General features: G+C 68.4%; 20 protein-coding genes. All 20 read right to left on the minus strand.

What is annotated here, in order from left to right:
- Nucleotides 1-426 (minus strand): preprotein translocase subunit YajC, encoded by a 426-nt coding sequence (gene yajC, locus H5393_RS09410; protein ID WP_182766440.1) that lies wholly within the window; start codon nucleotides 424-426, stop codon nucleotides 1-3.
- 88 nt (nucleotides 427-514) lie between these two features.
- Nucleotides 515-1,534 carry a Holliday junction branch migration DNA helicase RuvB gene (gene ruvB / locus H5393_RS09415; RefSeq protein WP_182764705.1) on the minus strand — a complete coding sequence of 340 codons (1,020 nt, stop codon included), beginning with the start codon at nucleotides 1,532-1,534 and terminating at the stop codon, nucleotides 515-517.
- Entirely contained in the window at nucleotides 1,534-2,154 is a 621-nt protein-coding gene (ruvA, locus tag H5393_RS09420; RefSeq protein WP_182766441.1) for a Holliday junction branch migration protein RuvA, read from the minus strand. The genes ruvB and ruvA overlap by 1 nt, the downstream gene beginning before the upstream one ends.
- Nucleotides 2,151-2,663 carry a crossover junction endodeoxyribonuclease RuvC gene (gene ruvC / locus H5393_RS09425; protein WP_370585972.1) on the minus strand — a complete coding sequence of 171 codons (513 nt, stop codon included), beginning with the start codon at nucleotides 2,661-2,663 and terminating at the stop codon, nucleotides 2,151-2,153. The genes ruvA and ruvC overlap by 4 nt, the downstream gene beginning before the upstream one ends.
- A gap of 19 nt (nucleotides 2,664-2,682) precedes the next feature.
- On the minus strand, nucleotides 2,683-3,456 hold the full coding sequence (locus tag H5393_RS09430) for a YebC/PmpR family DNA-binding transcriptional regulator (protein WP_182766443.1): 774 nt from the start codon (nucleotides 3,454-3,456) through the stop codon (nucleotides 2,683-2,685).
- A gap of 59 nt (nucleotides 3,457-3,515) precedes the next feature.
- On the minus strand, nucleotides 3,516-4,469 hold the full coding sequence (locus H5393_RS09435) for a GNAT family N-acetyltransferase (RefSeq protein WP_182766444.1): 954 nt from the start codon (nucleotides 4,467-4,469) through the stop codon (nucleotides 3,516-3,518).
- 10 nt (nucleotides 4,470-4,479) lie between these two features.
- Nucleotides 4,480-5,268 (minus strand): hypothetical protein, encoded by a 789-nt coding sequence (locus tag H5393_RS09440; protein WP_182766445.1) that lies wholly within the window; start codon nucleotides 5,266-5,268, stop codon nucleotides 4,480-4,482.
- Entirely contained in the window at nucleotides 5,265-6,785 is a 1,521-nt protein-coding gene (locus H5393_RS09445; RefSeq protein ID WP_182766446.1) for a lactate racemase domain-containing protein, read from the minus strand. The genes H5393_RS09440 and H5393_RS09445 overlap by 4 nt, the downstream gene beginning before the upstream one ends.
- 13 nt (nucleotides 6,786-6,798) lie before the next feature.
- A complete protein-coding gene (locus H5393_RS09450; RefSeq protein ID WP_182766447.1) occupies nucleotides 6,799-9,147 on the minus strand; it encodes an HAD-IB family hydrolase in 2,349 nt (782 codons plus the stop codon).
- On the minus strand, nucleotides 9,140-9,877 hold the full coding sequence (gene priA, locus H5393_RS09455) for a bifunctional 1-(5-phosphoribosyl)-5-((5-phosphoribosylamino)methylideneamino)imidazole-4-carboxamide isomerase/phosphoribosylanthranilate isomerase PriA (protein ID WP_182766448.1): 738 nt from the start codon (nucleotides 9,875-9,877) through the stop codon (nucleotides 9,140-9,142). Before priA ends, H5393_RS09450 begins: the two co-directional genes overlap by 8 nt.
- Before the next feature lie 11 nt (nucleotides 9,878-9,888).
- Nucleotides 9,889-10,593 (minus strand): phosphoribosylanthranilate isomerase, encoded by a 705-nt coding sequence (locus tag H5393_RS09460; RefSeq protein ID WP_182766449.1) that lies wholly within the window; start codon nucleotides 10,591-10,593, stop codon nucleotides 9,889-9,891.
- Nucleotides 10,590-11,288 carry an indole-3-glycerol-phosphate synthase gene (locus H5393_RS09465; protein ID WP_182766450.1) on the minus strand — a complete coding sequence of 233 codons (699 nt, stop codon included), beginning with the start codon at nucleotides 11,286-11,288 and terminating at the stop codon, nucleotides 10,590-10,592. Before H5393_RS09465 ends, H5393_RS09460 begins: the two co-directional genes overlap by 4 nt.
- Nucleotides 11,285-12,613: an anthranilate phosphoribosyltransferase gene (gene trpD, locus H5393_RS09470; protein ID WP_182766451.1), complete on the minus strand. Its 1,329-nt coding sequence runs from the start codon at nucleotides 12,611-12,613 to the stop codon at nucleotides 11,285-11,287. The genes H5393_RS09465 and trpD overlap by 4 nt, the downstream gene beginning before the upstream one ends.
- Nucleotides 12,614-12,689: 76 nt before the next feature.
- Nucleotides 12,690-13,301 (minus strand): imidazole glycerol phosphate synthase subunit HisH, encoded by a 612-nt coding sequence (gene hisH, locus H5393_RS09475; protein WP_220488346.1) that lies wholly within the window; start codon nucleotides 13,299-13,301, stop codon nucleotides 12,690-12,692.
- The gene (hisB, locus tag H5393_RS09480; RefSeq protein ID WP_182766452.1) at nucleotides 13,298-13,906 is read right to left on the minus strand and encodes an imidazoleglycerol-phosphate dehydratase HisB; all 609 of its coding nucleotides are present in this window, start codon (nucleotides 13,904-13,906) and stop codon (nucleotides 13,298-13,300) included. The genes hisH and hisB overlap by 4 nt, the downstream gene beginning before the upstream one ends.
- Entirely contained in the window at nucleotides 13,903-14,985 is a 1,083-nt protein-coding gene (locus H5393_RS09485; RefSeq protein WP_182766453.1) for a histidinol-phosphate transaminase, read from the minus strand. The genes hisB and H5393_RS09485 overlap by 4 nt, the downstream gene beginning before the upstream one ends.
- On the minus strand, nucleotides 14,982-16,283 hold the full coding sequence (gene hisD / locus H5393_RS14615) for a histidinol dehydrogenase (protein WP_370585967.1): 1,302 nt from the start codon (nucleotides 16,281-16,283) through the stop codon (nucleotides 14,982-14,984). The genes H5393_RS09485 and hisD overlap by 4 nt, the downstream gene beginning before the upstream one ends.
- Before the next feature lie 11 nt (nucleotides 16,284-16,294).
- Nucleotides 16,295-16,864: a hypothetical protein gene (locus H5393_RS09495; RefSeq protein WP_182766454.1), complete on the minus strand. Its 570-nt coding sequence runs from the start codon at nucleotides 16,862-16,864 to the stop codon at nucleotides 16,295-16,297.
- Nucleotides 16,857-20,402 (minus strand): DNA polymerase III subunit alpha, encoded by a 3,546-nt coding sequence (dnaE, locus tag H5393_RS09500; protein ID WP_182766455.1) that lies wholly within the window; start codon nucleotides 20,400-20,402, stop codon nucleotides 16,857-16,859. The genes H5393_RS09495 and dnaE overlap by 8 nt, the downstream gene beginning before the upstream one ends.
- A gap of 84 nt (nucleotides 20,403-20,486) precedes the next feature.
- Complete coding sequence (locus H5393_RS09505) at nucleotides 20,487-22,070, minus strand: aspartate:alanine exchanger family transporter (protein ID WP_370585973.1); 1,584 nt, start codon at nucleotides 22,068-22,070, stop codon at nucleotides 20,487-20,489.
- Nucleotides 22,071-22,075: the final 5 nt, after the last annotated feature.

Genomic DNA, 22,075 nt, shown 5'->3' on the forward strand with positions numbered 1-22,075 from the left:
TTACTTGGGATCCTCGTTGCGGTTCGGGTCCGTCACGTCAGCGGACGGTTCGGTGTCGGCCTGCTCGTCAGAGCCGTACATGGCCTGGAACTCCTCGTCGGTGATGACCGGCTCGGTGCTCAGGACATCCGCCGGTGCGTCGTCGAACTCGAACTCCTCCTCATCAGGGTTGGCCGTACGGGCCACGTTCCCCTTGAGGACGGTGACTTCGGCGCCGGGGGCGAGCTCGACGATGAGCTGACGCTCGCCGACATGCACGACGGTGCCGAACATGCCGGAGGTCAGCAGGACCCGGGCGCCGGGCACCAACTGCTGCTGCATCTCCTGATGCTGCTGCATGCGCTTGCGCTGCGGGCGGATGATCATGAAGTAGAACAGGGCGATCATCGCCACGATCATGATGATCAGGTCAAATCCGGGTGGCATGGAGCTTCTCCCTACGTTGGTGGCCGTCGCTCAGAATAGCGGAGGCCGGTCAGAAGTCAGTACCAGAGGCGCCGGTACCGTGAAATGGTCAATCGAAGAGTACGGGGTTCTGCGCGGGCGGCCTCATGCCGAGGTGCGCATAACCGGCCCGGGTGGCCACCCGGCCACGGGGTGTACGCACCAGGAGCCCCTCGCGGATGAGGAAGGGTTCTGCCACCTCGGAGACGGTTTCGATCTCCTCCCCCACGCTCAGCGCGAGGGTGGAGAGCCCGACGGGACCGCCGTCGAAGAGGTTGCAGAGTGCCGCCAGCACGCCACGGTCCAGCCTGTCGAGACCCCGTTCATCCACCTCGTAGAGTTCCAGCGCAGCGCGGGCGACGCCACGGTCTGCCACGGGATGTCCCTTGACCTGCGCGAAGTCGCGCACGCGCCGCAGCAGGCGGTTGGCGATGCGGGGTGTGCCACGGGACCGACGGGCGATCTCGTCCGTGGCGTCGGGATGGATCGAGACGCCGAGCTTGCCCGCAGAGTTGACCACGATGCCCGCCAGATCCGCCGGGTCGTAAAAGTCGAGCTGCGCCGTGAAGCCGAAGCGGTCACGCAGCGGCCCGGGCAGCATGCCGGCGCGCGTAGTGGCGCCCACCAGGGTGAACGGGGGCAGTTCGATGGGGATGGCCGTGGCGCCCGGGCCCTTGCCGACGATGACGTCGACGCGGAAGTCCTCCATCGCGAGGTAGAGCATCTCCTCCGCGGGACGCGACAGGCGGTGGATCTCGTCGAGGAAGAGTACCTCGCCCTCGTCGAGGCCCGAGAGGATGGCGGCGAGGTCGCCGGCGTGCTGGATGGCCGGGCCAGATGAGATCCGCAGGGTGACGCCCATCTCCTCGGCGATGATCATCGCAAGTGTGGTCTTGCCGAGCCCGGGCGGGCCGGACAGCAGCACGTGGTCCGGCGTCGTGCCCCGGTGGCGGGCCGCGTCGAGCACCAGGCCCAACTGCTCGCGGACGCGGGGCTGGCCCTCGAACTCCGTGAGGGTCTTGGGCCGCAACGCCGCCTCGTAGTCGCGTTCCTCGACCTGGGCGTAGGGGTCTGTCTCTGCGTGGTCCACTATCGCCTCGCAAGCGAGTTGAGCGCGGCGCGCAGGAGCTTGCCGATGGGCATGGCTGGATCCTCCTCGACGAGAGGGGCCACGTTGTCGCAGGCCGACTCGGCATCGCGCGCGGACCAGCCGAGCGACTGCAACCCCTCGCTGACCTGGTGGCGCCACTGCTCCTCGCCACCTCCGGCGACCGGCTCGCTCCCCCGCCCGTCCCCGTCGTCGAGCCCGAGGGCCACGACCTTGTCCTTGAGTTCGATGATGAGCTTCTGGGCGCCCTTGGTGCCGATGCCGGGCACCGAGGTCAACCGACGGATGTCCTCCGTCTGGACGGCGCGGCGTAACTCCGCCGGGCCCAGCACCGAGACGATGGCCAGGGCCAGTTTGGGCCCCACTCCCGAGGCGATCTGGGACACGATGAATGCCTCCCGTTCCCCGGGCCCGCTGAAACCGTAGAGCGTCATCGAGTCCTCGCGCACCACCAGCGATGTGTGGAGCGTGGTGACCTCCCCTGGGCGCAGGGCCGCCGCCGTCGACGGCGTGATGAAGACCAGGTAGCCGACGCCCCCCACGTCGAGCACGCATTCGGTGGCCCCGGCGCTGAGCACGGTGCCGGTGAGTTGAGCGATCATCGCTTCCCCTTGGCTGCCGCGACTGCCGCGGCGTAACGGTTCGTGCCGGTGCCACGCCACACGTGGGTCACGGCGATGGCCAGCGCGTCTGCCGCGTCGGCGGGTTTGGGTGCCTCTGACAGCTTGAGGATGCGGGTGACCATGAGCGTCACCTGCGCCTTGTCGGCAGTGCCGGAGCCTGTCACCGCGGCTTTGACCTCCGACGGCGTGTGGAAGGTGACCGGCAGGCCCCGCCGGGCGGCGCTGAGCGCGGCGACTCCGGAGGCCTGCGCGGTGTCCATCACCGAGGCGAGGTTGTGCTGCGCGAAGACGCGTTCGATGGCGGCGGCCTCCGGCTGGTACTCCTCGAACCAGACGGCGAGGCCCTCCTCCAGCGCCACGAGGCGCCGGGCGACATCGAGGGTTGCGGGCGTGCGGACCACGCCGACGGCGACCAGTCGGGGCGGACGACCGACGGTGCCGTCGACGATGCCGATACCGCACCGGGTCAGGCCGGGGTCGATGCCGATGACTCGCATGCCCGTGCGGTCACTCCTCTTCTTCGAGTGCGGCGGCCACCTCAGGCGTCAGGTCGAGGTTCGAGTAGACGTTCTGGACGTCGTCGCAGTCCTCCAGGGCGTCGATGATGCGGAATACGCGGTTGGCGACGTCCACGTCGTCGACGGGTGTCTCGAAGGATGCGACGAACTGCACCTCGGCGACCTCCCAGTCGAACCCGGCGGCTTCCACGGCCTTGCGCACCTCGTCGAGGTCATTGGGGTCGCAGCGTGCCTCCCACCTGTCGCCGTCGTCGACGACCTCCTCGAGCCCGGCGTCGAGGGCTGCCTCGAGGACCTCGTCCTCCGAGACCTCCTTGCCGTCCTGGACCTTGGGGACATCGATGACGCCCATGCGGGAGAAGCCCCGCTGGACCGAGCCGATGTCGGCCATGCTGCCGCCGTTCCGGGTGACCGCGACGCGGACCTCGGAGGCGGAGCGGTTGCGGTTGTCCGTGAGGCATTCGATCAGGAGGCCGACGCCCGCGGAGCCGTAGGCCTCGTACATGATCGTCTCGTAGTCGGCCGCACCCGATTCGGCGCCTGAGCCGCGCTTGACGGCGCGGTCGATGTTGTCGTTGGGGACCGAAGACTTCTTCGCCTTCTGGATGGCCAGCTCGAGTGCCGGGTTACCTGAAGGGTCGCCGCCGCCCAGACGTGCAGCAACTTCGATGCCCTTGACGAGCTTGGCGAAGAGCTTGCCGCGCTTGGCGTCGATGACTGCCTTCTTGTGCTTCGTCGTCGCCCATTTGGAATGCCCCGACATCGGACCCCACTCTCTCTGCTCTGGAAATTCTGTGCTCAGCGAAGCTTACCGTGGCCCGCTCACTCCACCACGGTGGACAGCAGCGCGACGGCATCGCGTGTCGCGTAGCCCAGATCTGCCGCGAAGCGCTTGATGCCTTCGCCGTCGACGGTGTCGACGCCGATGCCCGCCTCCGCACAGCCCGAATCGCGCATGGCGTTGAGGCAGTGCTCCATCAAGGCCAGCGAGATGCCGCGACCCCGGTAGTCAGGATGGACCCCGAACCGCTCCGTCCAACCGCCGAGCGCCTCGTCGGTGTCACCCTCCTGGTCGACACCGCTCATGGCGTAGCCGACGACGCGTTCACCGTCGAGGGCGACAAAGGACCAGTCGTAGCGGAAGGTGGCCTCGCAGAGGCGATGCCGCCAGTCCACCGTGGTCACCTCGGAGCCGCCGAGCGGCGCGAAGCACGTGTTGTGCAGCACCCTCACGTCCTCCTCCAGTGCATCCGTCAAGTGCGTGAACGTGATGCCGGGCACGTCGTGGTGGCGGACCGGGTGGCGCAGCGAGCGTTGCAGGTCGTAGTAGAAGCGCTCAGGGGTGAACCCCAGCTTCCGGGCGACCTTCTCCGTCCCGGGGCGGTCAAGCTCCGCGTAACAGCCCAGCCACAGCGGTTGCCCGGGGTGGTGTTGGTCGCGCCAGGCGATGGCCCGGTTCATCTGCCACCGGAACAGCGCGGTGCCGATGGACTGGTGCCGATGGACGGGGTGCACGCCGCCCATGAGGTAGATCCGCGGCGGGTCCGCCTCCGCGACGTAGCTGATGCCGAAGGCGGACAGGGACGAGTAGGCGTCCCATCCGCCGACCGCCATCCCCTCCGCCATCTGCATGCCGGAGTCCGTGATCAACGTGGCCACGCCGGACAGCACGGAGTTGTCCAGGGCCTCGAGCTGCTGCCAGAACTCGTCGACCTCCATGGCGTCGTCCGCAGTCAGGAGCCGCCAGGTGAGGTGAGGTTCGACGTAGGCTTCCATCGCGCTCACCTCATCGCCAGATTCGATTCCGGTCCTCCGGCTTGGGGGCGGTCTGGTCCCAGAGTCGGCGCCACCGGGGGGTGGGCGTGGGCGCAGCGGGTTCGCCGTGCCCCTGGCGGCGTCGCTCCACCGTCCACCAGGTGAGTTCGCCCTCGTGGACGAGTTGTTCGACGCGGAGCTGCAGCTCAGCGGTGGCCTCCGCCAGTGAGCGCCCCCGCACATAGATGGGGGCCCCGAAGCGGATGGACACCTTGGGCTTGGTGGTGAGCGGCAACTTGAGGATGTCCTTCAACTTGAAGGTGCCGGCGAGCCCGACCGGGATGATTGCGACGTTGTGCTGGTTGGCCAGTTCCGCGGCGACCGTGGTGAAGTCGCCCACGAGCCGCCCGTGCGGGGGGTCGTCCGTGAAGCTCACCACGTTGCGGCCCCGCACCAGGGCGCGGGACAGGCCGACGTTGGTGGGGCGCATCCGGGACGGCAACGCCATCCGCAGGATCTGGTAGTCCAGCACGCCCTGCTCGTTGACGGCGAACACCAGCGGCTGACGCAACCCGTTGAGCGTGTCGATGCCCACCAACTCGATGTCGAAACGCAGCGACAGCAGGCTGAGGGTCAGGTGACCCTGCGGCAGCTGCATCCGGCCGGCCAACTCCAGGCCGGTCCGCTCCTGCTTCGGGGCACCCGCCGGGCGACGACCCGGCACGGCCTGGAAGAGCCGGATCAGGTCCGAGACGAGGGTCAGTCTCGGTTTCGGCTTCGAGCGCCGGGGCTGGGCCCAGGACGGGAGATGACGGGTCATCGCACGTCGCCCAGCGCCAGACCGGGGCCGCGCAGGAACGTGATGTCCGGCTGCCTCCCCACTTCGTCTGCGGCGATCTCGAGGGCGTCGGCGTAGGTGCTGGCGGCCCGGTGACCGAGCAGCGCAGCGCTGCGTCGGTCCGCGCCCACCCAGATCACGTCGGACACGTCCTGCGTGGCGGCCGCGGTGCGGTACCACCGGTGGAAGGCACGCAGCGGGTGGTGCGCGAACTGCTTGCGGTACAGGTTGATGTACCAGTCGTCGCTGATCGCCCGGGGCTCGAACTCCGCCGCGATCTCAGCCGGATCGGTGCTGGCCGGCAGCACCGTGGCGAAGAAGTCCGCGCCGGCCGACTGGCGGCGGTTGGAGAACTTGTTCGACAAGGGGTGAAACGCGATGACCACTCCCCCCGGGCGCACGTACGGAGTGCCGAGATGCGAACCGGCAGCCGTCACGAGCGCATGGTGGGCGGCGTCGAGCGGCGACCCGATGGGGCCCTCCTCGATGGCAGCGCCCCACACGGGGACGACCAGCACGTCTGCTGCCCCCTGGACCTCGACGGAGTTGCCCGCCTGCCAGACCAGCGCCGCGTCGTGGCGCACCGCGGTGGGTTCACCGGCCACGACATCAATGATGGCGTAATCGGCCGCCATGCGGCTGTGCACCAGCGAGGCGCCGTTGCGGGGCAAGGCGCCGATGACCTGGCGGGCGCCGGCGTAGGCCAGCTTGTCGCCGAGGTTCCATTCCCATTCACGCTTCGAGACGAAACGCATGTTGCTGCTGAGCAGGGGCTGGCCGAGGACGGCCACCAACGCGAACGCGTCGACCTTCTGCTGCACGAGCTCTTCGACGGCGGTGCGGGCCTCCTCGGTGGCGTTGGCGCCGGCCATCCGGTTGACCGTGCCGAGGTCTGTGAGGCCCTCCGACAGGGGGCAACCGGAGGAGAACCCGGAGGCCAGCGCGATGACCACGACCAGATCTGACTCTGCGACGCGGCGGTTGAGCCTCACGGGCCCGCCGGCCGCCTCGCCGATGGTGACCAGGTCCTCGCTGGTCACGTCGTGGCTGGTGATCAGCCCGTCGGGGAGGAAGCTGCTGGCGACGCGATCGCCGAGGACCGCCGTGATCTGCGTGGGTGACCAGCGCTGACGCAGCCCGTTGGCGACGACGAGTTCGACGTCGTCGACGCCGGCGCGCGCCGCGGTTTCCAACACCCGCTCCACGAGGGTTCGGCGCGGGTCGAACTGGGGTCGAGGCAGCGGCAGTCCGCCGTCGGCGATCACGATGGTGAGCTTGGTGTCCTCACGCAGCCGCGAGGCCAGCGCCTCTGCGTTCAGGGGTGCCGTCAGCGCAGAGTCGATCAGCGCCGCCGGATCGCTCGAGGGCACCGCGTCCGCCGGGTAGACGACCCTGGTACCAATGCCGAGCCGCTCGAGGCGGAGCTCAGCGCCGGCCGGGGCCATGATGGGCGGGGTCTTGTCGTCGACCTCGAGTACAAAACCGGGACGAGCCATCATTGATCCTTTCCGTTCACGACATCTTCCAGCGCGGCAGCGGAGACATCTCCGGCCATTCGACGATCGACCAGCCCTTGGACCGGGCCGCACGCATGAGGCCGATGTCGGGGCTGACGGCCACGGGGTTGCCCACGGTGCTGAGCATCGGCAGGTCGACATGGCTGTCGGCGTAGCCGTAACTGGCGCTCAGATCGAAACCGTGCAGTTTGGCATAGTGGTTGAGCCAGGCGGAACGGGACTCGCCGACCATCGGTGGACCGCTCAGGAAGCCCGTGCAGCGCCCATGCTCATCGGTGGCGAGTTCTGCCGCGACGATCCTGTCGAACAGCCCTTCGAACGGCCTGGTCAGCGGACGCACCGCACCCGTCATGAGGATGGTGGTGTGTCCTGCGTCGCGGTGCTCGCGGATGCGGCGGATGGCGTCCGGCGACATCCGGTCCAGGATCAGCGGCGCCAGTTTCTCGTCGACGTAAGCCTCGAGCGCCTCCAGGTCCGCCCCGGCGTACCGACGGTAGATCGACCGCAGGAAGACACCGCGGTCTCTGCGTTCGGCGCCCAGGTAGAGCGGCAGCTGCATGGCGATGCTCGCCATTTCGCCGAGCCTGCGCACGGGGCTGAGCTCCGGCAGCCGCGCCCAGAGGTAGGTCTCCACGACGTTGGTGGCCATGACGGTGCCGTCAAGGTCGAAGGCGGCGAGCACAGTGCCCGGCTCCGCGGGCTTCAGTTCCTTGAACGTGGCGGCGCGTGCCTGACGACGCTTGCGCACGGCTTCGAGGCGGCGCACCGGATCTGTGATTGCCGGGATGTGCACCTCCTCCATGTAGTGGGTCCAGTCGAAGGAGGCGGAATCGAAGCCGAAGCGCTCCTTGTCGTCCTCATGCAACGAGTGGTGCAGCGCCAAGGTGTTGTCGTCGACGAAGTGCAGCTCCGACTGGAGGTACTCGCCGTAGAGGCTGAGGTACTTGCCGAGGAAGTCCAGCGTCTTCGACGTCTTGTCGAGGCTGGCGGCCATGGCACGGGTCCGCTTGCCCCGCGGCGCGTAGCTCAGCAGCTTGTTGCCCACCTTCAGGCCCGTGTCCGCCACCCGCATGAGCTTCTCGATGGGTTCAGCCCCCGGGAAGTTCCAGGTGGACAGCGGCGTGGAGCCCTGCCCCGAGGTGTACGGGTGCTTGCTGAAGTAGCTGCGCACGTGCTCGTAGATCCCGCGGAACGTCAGCGGGTTACGGGCGCCGGATGCGCCGTGGTAATACTCGGGTTCACCGACGGTGGGCTGGGTGGCGCACACCGCCACGAGGCCGTTCACGATGAAATCGCAGGGGATGACGTCGATCACGGCATCCGGCGAGGCGGGGAACTCCGGCACCTGGCCACGGCCGTAGGCCAGGATGAGGGGATCTGCCATCTTGAAACCCTCGATCCAGCCGGGGTCCGGGTACCGGAGCGAGGATTCGACGATGGCCGGACGGAAGATCGACACCTGCATGTCGTGGGTGAGGTCTGCCACGACGCGCTCCCCCATCGCCTTGGCGAAGGTGTAGACGTCGGTCCAGCCCAATGACCGGGCCCGCTCGGTACCCGCGGAGACGAGTTCCTTCTTGACCCATTCCAGGCGGCGGCGCTCGGTGTCCTGCGAGGTGGTGAGGTAGCCGGCCTGGCGGTGGAGGGCCTCCGCCTCCTTGCGCAGGACCGTCAGCTGTTCGGCGCTGCGGGAACGGGCCTCGATGTGCTCGGCCATGGCCAGCGCGGCGGCCGTCTCGGTTTCGTAGTCGATGTTGTGGACGTGCGCGGCTTCGGGGATGGCGCCACGGCGACGACCGGCGGTGTACGCCGTCGAGACGTGCACGTAGTGCGGCACGCGGACCAGGTTGCCGTCCGCATCCGAACAGGCTTCACGCAGCTTGCCCAGCAGCGCCTTGGTGCCCACCACGTTGGTCATGAAGGCCTGGTCGATGGGCGGGTCGAAGGACACGTCGCCGGCGCAGTGCACCAGCACGTCGATGTCGCGCGGCAGGTCCGGCACGTGGGGCAGGTCGCCCTCGATCACCTGGACGCGGGCAGCCATGAGCTCAGCGACTCCACCGGCCTGCTCCACGACGTCCTTGAAGATCTTCTTCTTCAGCAGGGACACGACACGGCTCTCCGCCGTGATCGACCCCTTGCGGCGCACCAGGACGGCCGTGGCGGTATCCGGGCACTCGGTGAGGACCTTCCAGAGGAGTTGCTCGCCGATGAACCCGGTCACGCCGGTCATGGCGATCTTCCTGCCCGCGAGGAGGTCCTTGATACGGCCCGTCAGCAGCGGGGGCACATGCCCGTGCCCGGGATCTACAGCACCGAACGTGCTGGCCGGAGGCCTAACCATCGATGGCGCCCTCTGCGACGGCGAGCGCCTCGCCGATCGTGAACCGACCGACGTAGAGCGCGGTGCCGACGATGGCACCTTCCACACCGCGGTCGACGTGGCGGCGCAGGGCACGCAGGTCGTCCAGGGTGGCGATACCGCCGGAGGCGATCACCTTCTTGCCGCTGCGTTCGGCGACCTCGAGGAGGAGATCTGTGTTGGGACCTGTCAGCATGCCGTCGGCGTTCACGTCTGTGACGACGAAGCGCTCGCAACCTGCCGCCGTCAGGCGGTCCACCACCTCGTGCCACGGGCCACCCTCGGTGGTCCAGCCGCGGGCCGCGAGGTTCTCGCCGCGCACGTCGATGCCGATGGCGACCCGGTCGCCGTAGCGGGCGAGGATCCGCTCACACCACTCGGGGTTCTCGAGGGCTGCGGTGCCGATGTTGACCCGGCGGCAGCCGGTGGCCAGCGCGCGCTCCAGCGACTCGTCGTCACGGATACCGCCGGACATCTCGACCGACATGTCGAGCTTGCCGACGATGTCCTTCAGCAGGTCACCGTTGTTGCCACGGCCGAACGCCGCATCGAGGTCCACCAGATGAAGCCATTCGGCACCGCCTTCCTGCCAGCGCAGCGCGGCCTCGAGGGGATCGCCGAATTCCTTCTGGGTGCCGGCTATGCCCTGCACCAGTTGAACGGCCTGGCCGTTCTGGACGTCGACGGCGGGCAACAGTTGAAGCTTCTCCACGACGCACAACCCTACCCGGTCGGCGCGTCTCCGACACCGTGGACCGCGGCGGTGAACGCCGTCACCTTCGCAGGGTCCTTGACCCGTCGTCGAGCCTCGACCCCGCTGATGACATCCACGCCATGGGGGCGCACGAGTCTAATGGCCTCGGCCACGTTCCCCGGAGCCAACCCGCCGGCGAGGATCACGGGGACGGCGACCGCGTCGCGGATGCTGCGCGCCACGGCAAGATCCACGGTGCGACCGGTCCCCGCCACCTGGGTGCTGCTGATGGAGTCGACCAGGAGTGCATCGACGCCGAGGCGCACCATGTGTTGGGCAGCCGCGACTGGATCCTGCGGCACGTCGTGGTCCGTGATGACGCCTCCGCTTTCGACGGAAAAGCGCAGCGCCTTCAGGATCCGGATGCCCATCCCGTGCAGGTCCGCGGCCAGAGACCGGGTGGTCTCGGGTCCCTCGTCGGCGTGGAGCTGGACGGCGTCCGGTCGGAGCGCTTCCGCCAGGGACAACACGGCGGCAGGGTCGTCGCCGGCCACCAGGACGCGTTCCACGCCCACTGGTACCACGGCAAACAGTGCCACGGCTTCGGCGAGGGTCAGGTTCCATGGCACGTCCGCGGGATAGTCCACGACGAACCCCAGCGCGTCAGCGCCGGCAGCGGCGCACATGATCACCTCATCAGCCTGGGTGACGCCACACATCTTCACCCAGGTCACGCAGGCCACCCGACGCCTATGAGGCTGCGCAGACACATCGCTGCGTCGTCGGCCTTCAGCAAGGCGGTACCCACCAGCACGCCGTCCGCTCCGGCCAGCGCGGCGCGGCGAACGTCCTCTGAGCCGGTGAGGGACGACTCGGACAGAACCAGACGACCGGGCGGGTAGAGCCCGGCGAGTTCCTGGGTACGGGCCACATCTGTGTCATCGACTTCAAACACCGTGATGTCGCGATTGTTGATGCCGACCAGTGGCGTGTCGACGGCAGCGACCCTACGCGCCTCATCAGCAGTGTGGGCTTCGATGAGTGGTTCCAGGCCGACCGCGAGGGCGTGGGCCGCCAGGTCCCTCAACTGGTCGTCGGTAAGGTGCTCGGCGATCAGCAGGATCGCCGCCGACCCCATCTCTCTGGAAACATCGATCTGCTCGCGGCTCGTGACGAAATCCTTGTGTAGCACCGGCACGCCCACAGCGGCGGCAACAGCGCGTAGCACCTCCATCGAACCACCGAAGTGGACCGGCTCGGTGACCACGCTGATGCCAGCGACCGGCTGGGTCGCGAGTAACCGTGCATAGTCGACCGGGTCGCGCCCGCGCAGCAGATCACCCTCCTTGGACGACCGGTGTTTCACCTCGGCGATGACAGGGAAGCGTCCCTCGCGCTGGCGTGCCCGTATAGAGGCGGTCAGGCTCACTGGAGCTCACTGGTCGCGGCCACCAGCTCCTCCAGCTTGCGCTGGGCGGCGCCGGAGCTGATGAGGTCGAAGGCCATCGCCACGCCGTCGCGCAGGCTTTCGACCCTGCCTGCCGTGTACAGCGCGCCACCCGCGTTGAGCGCCAGGTAGTCGCGCCGCGGGCCGGTGTCCTCTCCGGCGAAGATCGCGCGGATCGACGCAGCGTTCTCCTCTGGAGTGCCTCCAGCGATGTCCTCGATCCGGCACCGCTTGAGACCGAAGTCTTCAGGAGTGACCTCCCGGTAGTCGATGTGCCCGTCCTTCACGTCGGCGATGCTGGTGGCGCCCAGGAGCGACAACTCGTCGAGGCCGTCAAGACCGTGCACCACCAACACGTGCCGGAAGTCCATCTCGGCGATCACCTTGGCCATCATGGGGACGAGCTCTGGCTTGTAGACGCCCATGATGTGGTTCCGGGCGCGGAGCGGGTTGATCAGCGGTCCGATGATGGTGAAGAAGATCGACTTGATGCCCAATTGGTTCTCGGGTCCGAACACTGTGGCCATGATGGGATGGAAGGTCGGAGCGTAGAGGAAGCTCATGCCGATGTTCTCGATCAGTTCGGCAGCCTGCAGTGGCGTTTGGTCGATGTGCACGCCGAGGGCCTCAAGGACGTCGGCGGAACCCGACTTGGACGAGATGGAGCGACTGCCGTGCTTGGCCACGCGCACCCCGCCGGCTGCGGCGACGAAGGAAGCCGCCGTCGACACGTTGAAGGTGGCCGCTCCACCGCCGGTGCCGCAGAGATCCGTGAGATCGCCCTGGCCATCCACCGAGATGGGCAGCGCATGCTCGCGCATCGCGGTCGCGATCGCGGCGACCTCACTCACCGTGGGTCCCTTGTTCGTCAGGCCGACCAGGAAGCCCGCGATCTGGACGTCAGTGAGTTGGTTGGCAGCAATCGCCTCCACCACAGAGGCGACCTCCACCTTCTCCAGGTTGTAGCCATCTGCAAGCTTCGCGAGAACGGGGGCGATGGTGGCGCGTCCGGCGGAAAGGCCCTCAGAACTTGGCTCGAAGCTCAGGCGTTCCTCGTCGGCCCGGCGGAACTTGTGCTGCTGGAAGGCTGTGACCGTGCGCGTATCGGCGATGCCCGGCAGGCGGGTGATCTTCCCGTTGATGACGTCCGACAGGTTCTCGTACTGCGGCACCTGGATGTGTGCCAGCAGGTCCCACTTTCCCGTGATGGAGAAGATCTCCACCACCTCCTCGATGGACCCGAGTCGGTCCACCACCGACTCAAGCGCGCCACGTTCGGTCTTGATGTGGGTCAGTGCAGTTATCATGCTGGCCTCCTTGCCGGATGTCTGGGGAAAGTATGGCCCAGACCGGCCTATGCTGCACCCCTTCCGGGCCCGTCGCTCAGAAGCCGGTCAGCCAGTTACCGATGAGGCGTGCCCCCGCAGCGCCCGACTTTTCGGGGTGGAACTGGGTGGACGACACGACACCGCGTTCGACGGCGGCGACGAAACTGACGTCCTCGTGCTGAGCCGTGGTGACGAGGGCATCCCCCGGTGCGGTCCGAGCGGCGTAGCTGTGCACGAAGTAGAAGCGCTCCTCCGTGAGGCCCTCGAAGAGGTGCGAACCCTGCGGGGCCGCCACCGTGTTCCAGCCCATGTGCGGCAGCCGGTGCGTCTCCAGGGCGGTGACCTCTCCGTCGTAGAGGCCGACACCGTCGGCACGGATACCGTGTTCGTGGCCGGCGGAGAAGAGGATCTGGTGGCCGACGCAGATCCCGAGGAGCGGGCGCTCGGCTTCGGCCCAGCGCCGGATGAGGTCCACGCCGCCGACCCCCGCCAGCCCGCTCATGCAGGTGGCGAAGGCGCCGACTCCCGGCACGACGAGGCCGTCCTGCCGGAGGAGTTCGGAGTGGTCCGCCGACACGACGACCTCAGCCCCCGCGTTGCGGAACGCGCGGGCGGCGGAGTGCAGGTTGCCCGAGCCGTAGTCGAGCAGGCCGACCCGGCGAATCAGAGTGCACCCTTCGTGCTCGGGATGCCCTGCTGACGGGGGTCGATCTCGACGGCGTCGCGCAGTGCCCGCGCGAGGGCCTTGAACTCGGCCTCCACGATGTGGTGCGGATCCCGGCCGGCGCGGAGCGTGAGATGCAGGCAGAGGCCGGCGTTGAGCGCCAGCGACTCGAAGAAGTGGTACGTCATGGAACCGGCGTACGGCACGCCGGAACCACCGATGCGGGCGTACACCTGGCCGTCGGGCTCCCCCTGGCAGGTGACGTACGGGCGGCCGGCGACGTCCACGACGACCTCAGCGACTGCCTCGTCGAGCGGCACTACCGCGGAGGCGTAGCGGCGGATGCCGGACTTGTCGCCCAGCGCCTCCCTCAGCGCCTGCCCGATGCAGATGGCGGTGTCCTCGATGGTGTGGTGCCCGTCGATATGCAGGTCGCCCTCCGCCTCGACGGTGAGGTTGATCAGCGAGTGCTTGGACAGGGCCGTGAGCATGTGGTCGTAGAAGCCGATGCCCGTGGAGATCTGCGAGGTGCCGTTGCCGTCCAGGTCGAGGGTGACCTTGATGGACGACTCGCTGGTGATGCGTTCGACGGTGGCGGTGCGGGTCATGGCTGCCTTTCGGGCTGGAGATCTGTGAGGGCTTCTTTGAGGGCGGCCATTTCGGCCGGGGTGCCGGCGGAGACCCGCAGGAAGCCGTCCGGGCCGGTCTCCCTGATCAGGATGCCCCTGTCCAGCAGTGACTGCCAGACCTGGTGCCGGTCCGGGAAACATCCGATCAGCGAGAAGTTCGCCTCCGAGTCGATGACGGCGTAGCCATGGTCGCGCGCCCAGGCCTCGAAGCCGCGGGCCTCGGCGGTCAGTTCGCGCACCCGGGCGAGGAGCTCGTCGGCGTGGGCCAGCGCCACGCGCGCGACGGCCTGGGTCTGGGCACTGAGGTGGTACGGCAGGCGCACGATCCGGCACGCGTCCACGACGGCCGAGGCCGCAGCCAGATACCCCACGCGGCCACCGGCCAAGGCGAACGCCTTGCTCATGGTGCGCGACACCACCAGGCGGGGGTGCTTGTCGAGCAGTTCGAGCGCGCTGGGGCGGCTGGAGAACTCCTGGTAGGCCTCATCGGCGACCACGATGGCGTCCGTGGTGGCGCACACCTCGTCGATGACCTCCAAGGCGACGGTGGTGCCCGTCGGGTTGTTCGGCGAGGTGATGAGGACGACGGTGGGCCGGTGCTCGGCGATGGCACCCAGGATGAGCTCGGCGTCGAGCGTGTAGTCGTCGCGGCGCGGTACGGTCACGTACTCCGTGCAGGTGTTGCGCGCGTACTCCGGGTACATGGAATACGTGGGTGTGAAGGTGAGCACCTTGCGCCCCGGCCCGCCGAACGCGGTGAGCAGGTGGCTCATGATCTCGTTGGACCCGTTCGCCGCCCAGATCCGGTCTGCCGTCAGGCCGTGGCCGAGGTAGGCGGCGAGATCCGCCCGCAGTGCACGCGCCTCGCGGTCCGGGTAGCGGTTGAGCGTGCCTGCGGCGTTGACGATCGCCGCCGCCATCTCCTGCCGGACGGCGGGTGACGGGGGGTAGGGGTTCTCGTTCACGTTGAGCACCACCGGCACGTCCAGCTGGGGTGCGCCGTAGGGCTCCTCCCCCACCAGATCCGCGCGCAGCGGGAGGTCGTCGAGCGTGATCACTGGGCCCTCCGCACCGTGATGGCCGCGGCGTGGCCGGGCAGGTCTTCGGCCAGCGCGAACTTCTCCACGCCGTCTGCGATGGCCATCAGGGCCTGCTCGGTGTAGCCGATCACGTGCACGGTGCGCATGAAGGAGCGCACGTTGAGACCCGACGAGTGGCAGGCGCAGCCCGCGGTGGGCAGCACGTGCGTGGAACCCGCGGAGTAGTCGCCCAGCGAGACGGGGGCGAAGTCGCCGACGAAGATGGCCCCGGCGTTGCGGATACGCGCGGCCACCGCCTCCGCGTTGGCCGTCTGGATCTCCAGGTGTTCGGCGGCGTAGGCGTCCGCCACTGCGACGGCCTGGTCGAGGTCGCGCACCAGCACGACGGCGGACTGCGGGCCCGTCAGCGCGGTGCGGATGCGCTCGTGGTGCTTCTGCACCTCCACCTGCCGGGTCACCTCCACCTGGACGGCCTCGGCCAGCGTGGCCGAGGGCGTGATCAGCACGGAGGCTGCCAACGGGTCGTGTTCGGCCTGCGAGATGAGGTCTGCGGCCACGTAGGCCGGGTGCGCGGTGTCGTCTGCCACGATGGCGATCTCCGTGGGGCCGGCCTCAGAGTCGATGCCGACGAGCCCGCGGAGCAGGCGCTTGGCGGCCACCACGTATATGTTGCCCGGGCCGGTGATCAGCGAGACGGGCTCGCACAGGCCCTCGACGCCGTGGGCGAACATGGCGACGGCCTGCGCACCGCCGACGGCGTAGACCTCTTCCACGCCGAGGATGTGGCACAGCGCCAGGATGTTGGGGTGCGGCAGCCCGCCGAACTCCTTCTGGGGCGGCGACGCGACGGCGATCGACGGCACTCCGGCCACCTGCGCCGGCACCACGTTCATGATGACCGAGGAGGCCAGCGGCGCGAGGCCGCCCGGCACGTAGAGGCCGACCCGGCCGACGGGGATGTTGCGCAGGCCGACACGGGCGCCGTCGGCGAGGACGGCGGGGGCAGGGTTCGCATCGAGTTCCAGGTCCTGGGCCACCTGACGGCGCCGTTGGATGGACACGGCGAAGGCGGCGGCCAGGTCCGGGTCGAGTTCTGCGGCGGCGCGGGCCAGCTCAGCGGCAGGCACGCGGAGCGAGTCCGGGGTCACTCCGTCGAACCTCTGGGAGTACTCGCGCAGCGCCTGCTCACCGCGGGCAGCCACGTCGTCGACGATGGGCCGCACCACCTCCACCGCGGCGTCCACGTCGAACGACCCGCGGGGCAACATGGCCCGGTAGGGCCCCTGAGCCCCGGTGAAATCAAGAATGCGCAGCACGGTAACCCATCCTACTGCGTGGGCTCAGGCTCCTCTGACTCCTGCTCATCCCCTGGCTCCGGCCAGAACGCCGCGAGCAGCATGACAGGGGTGATGGCGGTGAAAGGGGCCACCATCAGGGCGGCCAGGGACCGGAGTTGGAGGTCCACCGCGACGACGTCGCCGGCCGAGGCCGAAGCCAGCCGCTGTGCGAACCCGGTGGTGCCCACCGCCAGCCCCAGCCGCCACGTCATCAGCGCGGCTGCGACTGCGGCCAGGACGGATCCGACGATCACGAGCCAACCTCGGCGGTACAGGACGAACCAGCCCACCAGGCCCACGGCGGCCCCGATGATCCCGGTGATCAGCACGAAGCTGGCGTCTGCGCCGATCATGGCCGCCTGGCCGCGCTCGGAGATCAGGGCGGTGAGGTCTTCCTGGATCTGGTACGTGGGCCGGGGCGCGGTGGCGGCCCAGAGGAGACCTCCGAGGGCGCCGACCAGCACCGACGCGGCGACGAAGACGATGAGGCGCCACCAGCTGTTGTCCCACAGTTCGGCGAGTTGGCTGCGCCGGGTGACGACGAGGAGGCCGTCAGACATCAACGCCCCGTCCCATGCCGACGCACGCCGGGCCCAGGACGGCCTTCAGGTCTGCGAACAGCGCCGACGTGAGGTCCACCCGGTAACCGTCGCCGAGGCGGAAGGTCTTGATCTTGTCGCCGGTCCGGAGGCTGAGGTGCACCTCGGCCGCGCCGGGGTACAGGGCAAGGATCTCCTTCAGGCGGTTCACCAAGCTGGGGGTACAGCGCACCGCCGGCAGCGACAGGGCGAGCGGGCCCACGTTGCCTTCGGCGCTGACGTGCGGCGTGATGATCTGCTGGGCCCGCATCCGGCCGCGGTCCTCGCCGTCCTCCGCCACGCCGCTGACGGCGATGATGGTGTCCGGCTCGAGGTACTGCGCCACCTGGTCATAGACCCGTGGGAAGACTGTGACCTCCAGCGAACTGGTGAGGTCCTCCACGCTGATGATGGCCCAGATGTTGCCGGCCTTGTTGACGCGGCGGGCGACCGAGGTGATCAGGCCACACACCTTGGTGGGGCCACGGTAGCCGTCCGGCGAGGCGACCGAGGAGATGGACCGCTCGGAGTTGGCCTGCAGGACGTGCTCGAGCCCGTTGAGCGGGTGGTCCGACACGTAGAGGCCCAGCATCTCGCGCTCGAAGCCGAGCTTGGTGCGGCGGTCCCATTCGTCCATCTCCGGCACCGTGTCGCGCAGCGCAGAACTGGTGTCGTCGACCTCGGCACCGAAACCGAAGTCGAACCCGTCCTGGCCGTGCTCCGCGTTGCGCTTGAGGTCGATGACCGCGTCGACGGCGTTCTCGTAGATGCTCATCAGGGCCCGCCGGGCGTGGCCCATCTCATCAAAGGCCCCGGCCTTGATCAACGATTCGACCACGCGCTTGTTGCAGATCAGCAGCGGCGCCTTGTCCAGGAAGTCGTGGAAGTCCGACGCGGGGCCGAGGCGCTTGCGCTCCTCCACCCAGGCCGTGACCACCTTGTCGCCGACGTTGCGGACGGCGCCCAGGCCGAAGCGGATGTGTTCGCCCACAGGCGTGAACATGACCTCGGAGGAGTTCACGTCCGGTGGGAGCACCTCGATGCCCATGCGGCGGCATTCGGCGAGGTACTGGGCGGACTTGTCCTTGTCATCGCGTACCGACTGGAGCAGCGCCGCCATGTACTCGACGGGGTACTTCGCCTTGAGATAGGCGGTCCAGTAGGAGATGACGCCGTAGGCGGCGGTGTGCGCCTTGTTGAAGGCGTAGTCGGAGAACGGGATCAGGATCTCCCACAGGGCCTTGATGGCGCCGTCGGAGAAGCCGTTGGCCCGCATGCCCTCGGAGAACGGAACGAACTCCGCGTCGAGGACCTCCTTCTTCTTCTTGCCCATGGCACGGCGCAGCAGGTCTGCCTTGCCCAGGGAGTAGCCGGCCACGCGCTGGGCGATCTGCTGGACCTGCTCCTGGTAGACGATCAGGCCGTAGGTGGTGGAGAGGATGTCCGCGAGTGGTTCCTCGAGCTCCGGGTGGATCGGGACGATCTCCTGCTGGCCGGTCTTGCGCAGGGCGTAGTTGGTGTGGGACTGCGCGCCCATGGGACCGGGCCGGTACAGGGCCAGGGCCGCGGAGATGTCCTCGAAGTGGTCCGGCTGCATGAGGCGCAGCAGGGTGCGCATGCCGCCGCCGTCGAGCTGGAAGATGCCCAGGGTGTCGCCGCTGGCCAGCAGGTCGTAGGCGGCCTTGTCGCTCATGTCCTCGACGAGCGCGTCGAGGTCGAGGTCGAAGTCGCGGTTCAGCTTGATGTTGCGCACCGCGTCGTCCAGGACGGTGAGGTTGCGCAACCCCAGGAAGTCCATCTTGATCAGGCCGAGGGACTCGCAGCCCGGGTAGTCGAACTGGGTGATGATCGCGCCGTCGGCCTCGCGCTTCATGAGCGGGATGATGTCGATCAGTGAATGCGAACTCATGATCACGCCGGCGGCGTGGACGCCCCACTGGCGCTTGAGCCCCTCCAGGCCCTTGGCCGTGTCGACGACGGTTCGCACGTCCGGCGACGACTGGTACAGCTCACGGAACTCGTTGCCCTCGGCGTAGCGCTTGTGCTGCTCGTTGAACAGGTCTGCCAGCGACACGCCCTTGCCCATGACGTCTGCCGGCATGGCCTTGGTGATCTGCTCGCCGATGGCGAACGGCATGTCGAGCACGCGCGCAGAGTCCTTCACCGCGGCCTTCGCCTTGATGGAGCCGTACGTGATGATCTGGGCGACCTTGTCGTTGCCGTACTTCTCCGACACGTACTGGATGACCTCGCCGCGGCGGCGATCATCGAAGTCGATGTCGAAGTCCGGCATGGAGACGCGTTCCGGGTTCAGGAACCGTTCGAACAGGAGGCCGTGCTGCAGCGGGCAGAGATCTGTGATGCGCAGTGCGTAGGCGCAGATGGAACCTGCACCCGAGCCGCGGCCGGGGCCGACCCGGATGCCGTTCTTCTTGGCCCAGTTGATGAAGTCGGCGACCACGAGGAAATAGCCGGTGAAGCCCATCGAGGCGATGATGCTGGTCTCGAACTCGGCGCGTTCACGCACCTCCTGGGAGATGTTGCCGTGGTAGCGCGCCTGCAGGCCGCGTTCGACCTCCTTGTGGAACCAGGAGTCCTCGGTTTCGCCCTCAGGGACGGGGTACCGGGGCATGTAGGTGCCCATGCCCTCGTCGAACTTCGTCTCGATCCGCTCCGCGATGGCGAGCGTGTTGTCGCACGCCTCCGGGAGTTCCCGGAACAGCGAGCGCATCTCTTCGGCGGACTTGAGGTAGTACCCGTTGCCGTCGAACTTGAACCGGCTGGTCTCCGCCTTCCGCGAACCGGCCGAGACACAGAGCAGGGTGTCGTGGGCGTCGGCATCGTGGGCGTGCACGTAGTGGAGGTCGTTGCTGGCCACCAGCGGCAGGGAGAGGTCCTTCGCCAGGCGCAATAGGTCTTTGCGGACCCTGGTCTCGATGTCGAGGCCGTGGTCCATCAGTTCGACGTAGAAGTTGCCTTCCCCGAAGATGTCGCGGAACTCGCCGGCGGCTGCGCGGGCGTTGTCGTACTGCCCCAGGCGCAGGAACGTCTGCACCTCGCCCGACGGGCACCCCGTGGTGGCCAGCAGGCCCGTGCCGTACTGGTGGAGCAGTTCCCGGTCTGCGCGGGGCTTGTAGAAGAAGCCCTCGAGGGAGCTCCTTGTGGAGAGCCTGAAGAGGTTGTGCATGCCCTCGTTGTTGGAGGCCCACATCGTCATGTGGGTGTAGGCGCCCTTCGACGCGACGTCATCACCGGTACCGTCGCCGAACTGCACGCGCTTGCGCTCAGAGCGGTGGGTGCGGGGCGTCAGGTAGGCCTCGAGGCCGATGATCGGCTTGACGTCGTAGTTCTTGGAGGCCTTGTAGAACTCGTAGGCACCGTAGAGGTTGCCGTGGTCCGTCATGGCGAGGGCCGGCATGCCCATCTCCTCCGCGCCCTTGAACAGGTCGTGGATGCGGGCCGCGCCGTCGAGCATCGAGAACTCCGTGTGGCAGTGCAGGTGAACGAAATTCTCAGCCACAGACAACCAACCTCCACTACGGACCAACGGCTCCACAGCTTACCCTGCCACCGCCGGTCCCCATTCTGGCGACGGCCCGCCGGGTCAGCCCACCATTGACGCCAGCACCTGGACCGCCACGATCTTGGCGATGATGCCCAGCGCGAACAGCGCCGCGTAGCCCGCCTCGACCCTGTCATCGTTCACGCGCTCGTTCGCGAAGGCCAGGATCGCCGGCTGGCCGATGTAGCCGGCGAAACCACCCGCAGCCCGCGGCGCCGAGAGCCCCATGGTGCGGGCGCCGGCCAGGAACGCCACGGCGGAGGCGATGACCACAGCGGCCGCGAGGGCACCCGCGCGGAGACCCGTGCCACTGAGGGCCTGCGAGGCGAACATGGGGCCGGACGCCAGACCCACCGTCGCAAGGAACAACAGCAGACCGAGCTGGCGGATGGTCAGGTTCACCGACAACGGGATGGACCACAGCAGCGGGCCGGTGCGGTGCACGGCTCCCAGGATCATGCCCACCACGAGCGGGCCCGCCGCCGGGCCCAGCGAGAAGTCAATCCCGCCGGGCAGCGGGACGGTGACCGCCCCCAGCAGCAGGCCGAGCACGAGGCCCAGGCCGAGCGCCAGCGCGTCGACCTCTGAGACCTTGCGCTCTGAATCGCCGAAGAAGGAGCCCATGGCGTCGAGGTCGCGTTGGGGGCCCACCGCGAGAACACGGTCTCCGAGCTGCAGGACGAGGTCGTCTCGCGCCAGCAGATCCGCGTCGCCGCGGCGCACCCTGGTGATCACCCCGCCGAACCGGCTGGGGAGGTTCAGTTGCGCCACCGCGTGGCCGGCGACGTGGTTCGACGAGACCACGAAGCGGCGGAAGTCCACGGACCCGCGGTCCGTGGTGAGTTCCTGCTCCAGCCGGGTGCCGAGGAACTCCACCGCCCGGCCCACCGCGTTGGGCGCCCCGACCACGAGGACGCGGTCCCCCGGCAACAGTTCCTCGCCGGGCGAGACGACGCGGGTGCGGCCGTCGCGCACCAGGTAGCTCATCTTGATGGCTTCATCGGCCCAGCCCGGCACCATGCGCAGCGACGAGGTGCGGTCCACCTCCACGGATTCAGCGACGATGCCCTCGGCGTTGGCGGACGGCTCGTCCTTGCGGCCGGGCCACCGCCGGTTCACGACGAGCGCAACCACGATGATGGCCAGCACCACGCCGACCGGATACCCCAGCGAATAGCCCACGGCGGCTTCGGCGCTGCCCGTCGCGGCCGTCGCCGCGGCGAGGGCGGGGGTCGACGTCAGCGCACCGGCCAACACGCCGGCGATCATGCCGGGACCCAGCCCGAGCGCGCCGCCCATCAGGATCGCCACCACCGTCACGACGGCGATGACGCCCACCGCCAGACCCATGAACGGAAGTTGCTTGCGCAGGTCGGCGAAGAACGTCTCACCCGCGGCGACGCCCACGGTGTAGACGAACAGAGCCAGGCCGAGCGTGGACACGAGGCCCAGGCCCTCCCCCAGCGCCGGTTCGAGCGCGCCGAAGAACAGGCCGACGAACAGCGCCCCTGCCGCCCCGAACCGCAACGGCCCGAACGGGATCATGCCGACAGCGGCGCCGAGCGCCACCACGAGCATGATGGTCAGGAGCGGTGAGGAGGTGAGGAGGTCGAGCACACCGGCCAGGCTAC

This window comes from Tessaracoccus sp. MC1756 (assembly GCF_014164735.1).
GTDB lineage: Bacteria > Actinomycetota > Actinomycetes > Propionibacteriales > Propionibacteriaceae > Arachnia.

Coding starts and splice junctions, on each gene's coding strand:
- yajC (WP_182766440.1), bottom strand. CDS start 426: ATGCCACCCGGATTTGACCTGATCATCATGATCGTGGCGATGATCGCC.
- ruvA (WP_182766441.1), bottom strand. CDS start 2,154: ATGATCGCTCAACTCACCGGCACCGTGCTCAGCGCCGGGGCCACCGAA.
- H5393_RS09430 (WP_182766443.1), bottom strand. CDS start 3,456: ATGTCGGGGCATTCCAAATGGGCGACGACGAAGCACAAGAAGGCAGTC.
- H5393_RS09435 (WP_182766444.1), bottom strand. CDS start 4,469: ATGGAAGCCTACGTCGAACCTCACCTCACCTGGCGGCTCCTGACTGCG.
- H5393_RS09440 (WP_182766445.1), bottom strand. CDS start 5,268: ATGACCCGTCATCTCCCGTCCTGGGCCCAGCCCCGGCGCTCGAAGCCG.
- H5393_RS09445 (WP_182766446.1), bottom strand. CDS start 6,785: ATGATGGCTCGTCCCGGTTTTGTACTCGAGGTCGACGACAAGACCCCG.
- H5393_RS09450 (WP_182766447.1), bottom strand. CDS start 9,147: ATGGTTAGGCCTCCGGCCAGCACGTTCGGTGCTGTAGATCCCGGGCAC.
- trpD (WP_182766451.1), bottom strand. CDS start 12,613: ATGATAACTGCACTGACCCACATCAAGACCGAACGTGGCGCGCTTGAG.
- hisB (WP_182766452.1), bottom strand. CDS start 13,906: ATGACCCGCACCGCCACCGTCGAACGCATCACCAGCGAGTCGTCCATC.
- H5393_RS09495 (WP_182766454.1), bottom strand. CDS start 16,864: ATGTCTGACGGCCTCCTCGTCGTCACCCGGCGCAGCCAACTCGCCGAA.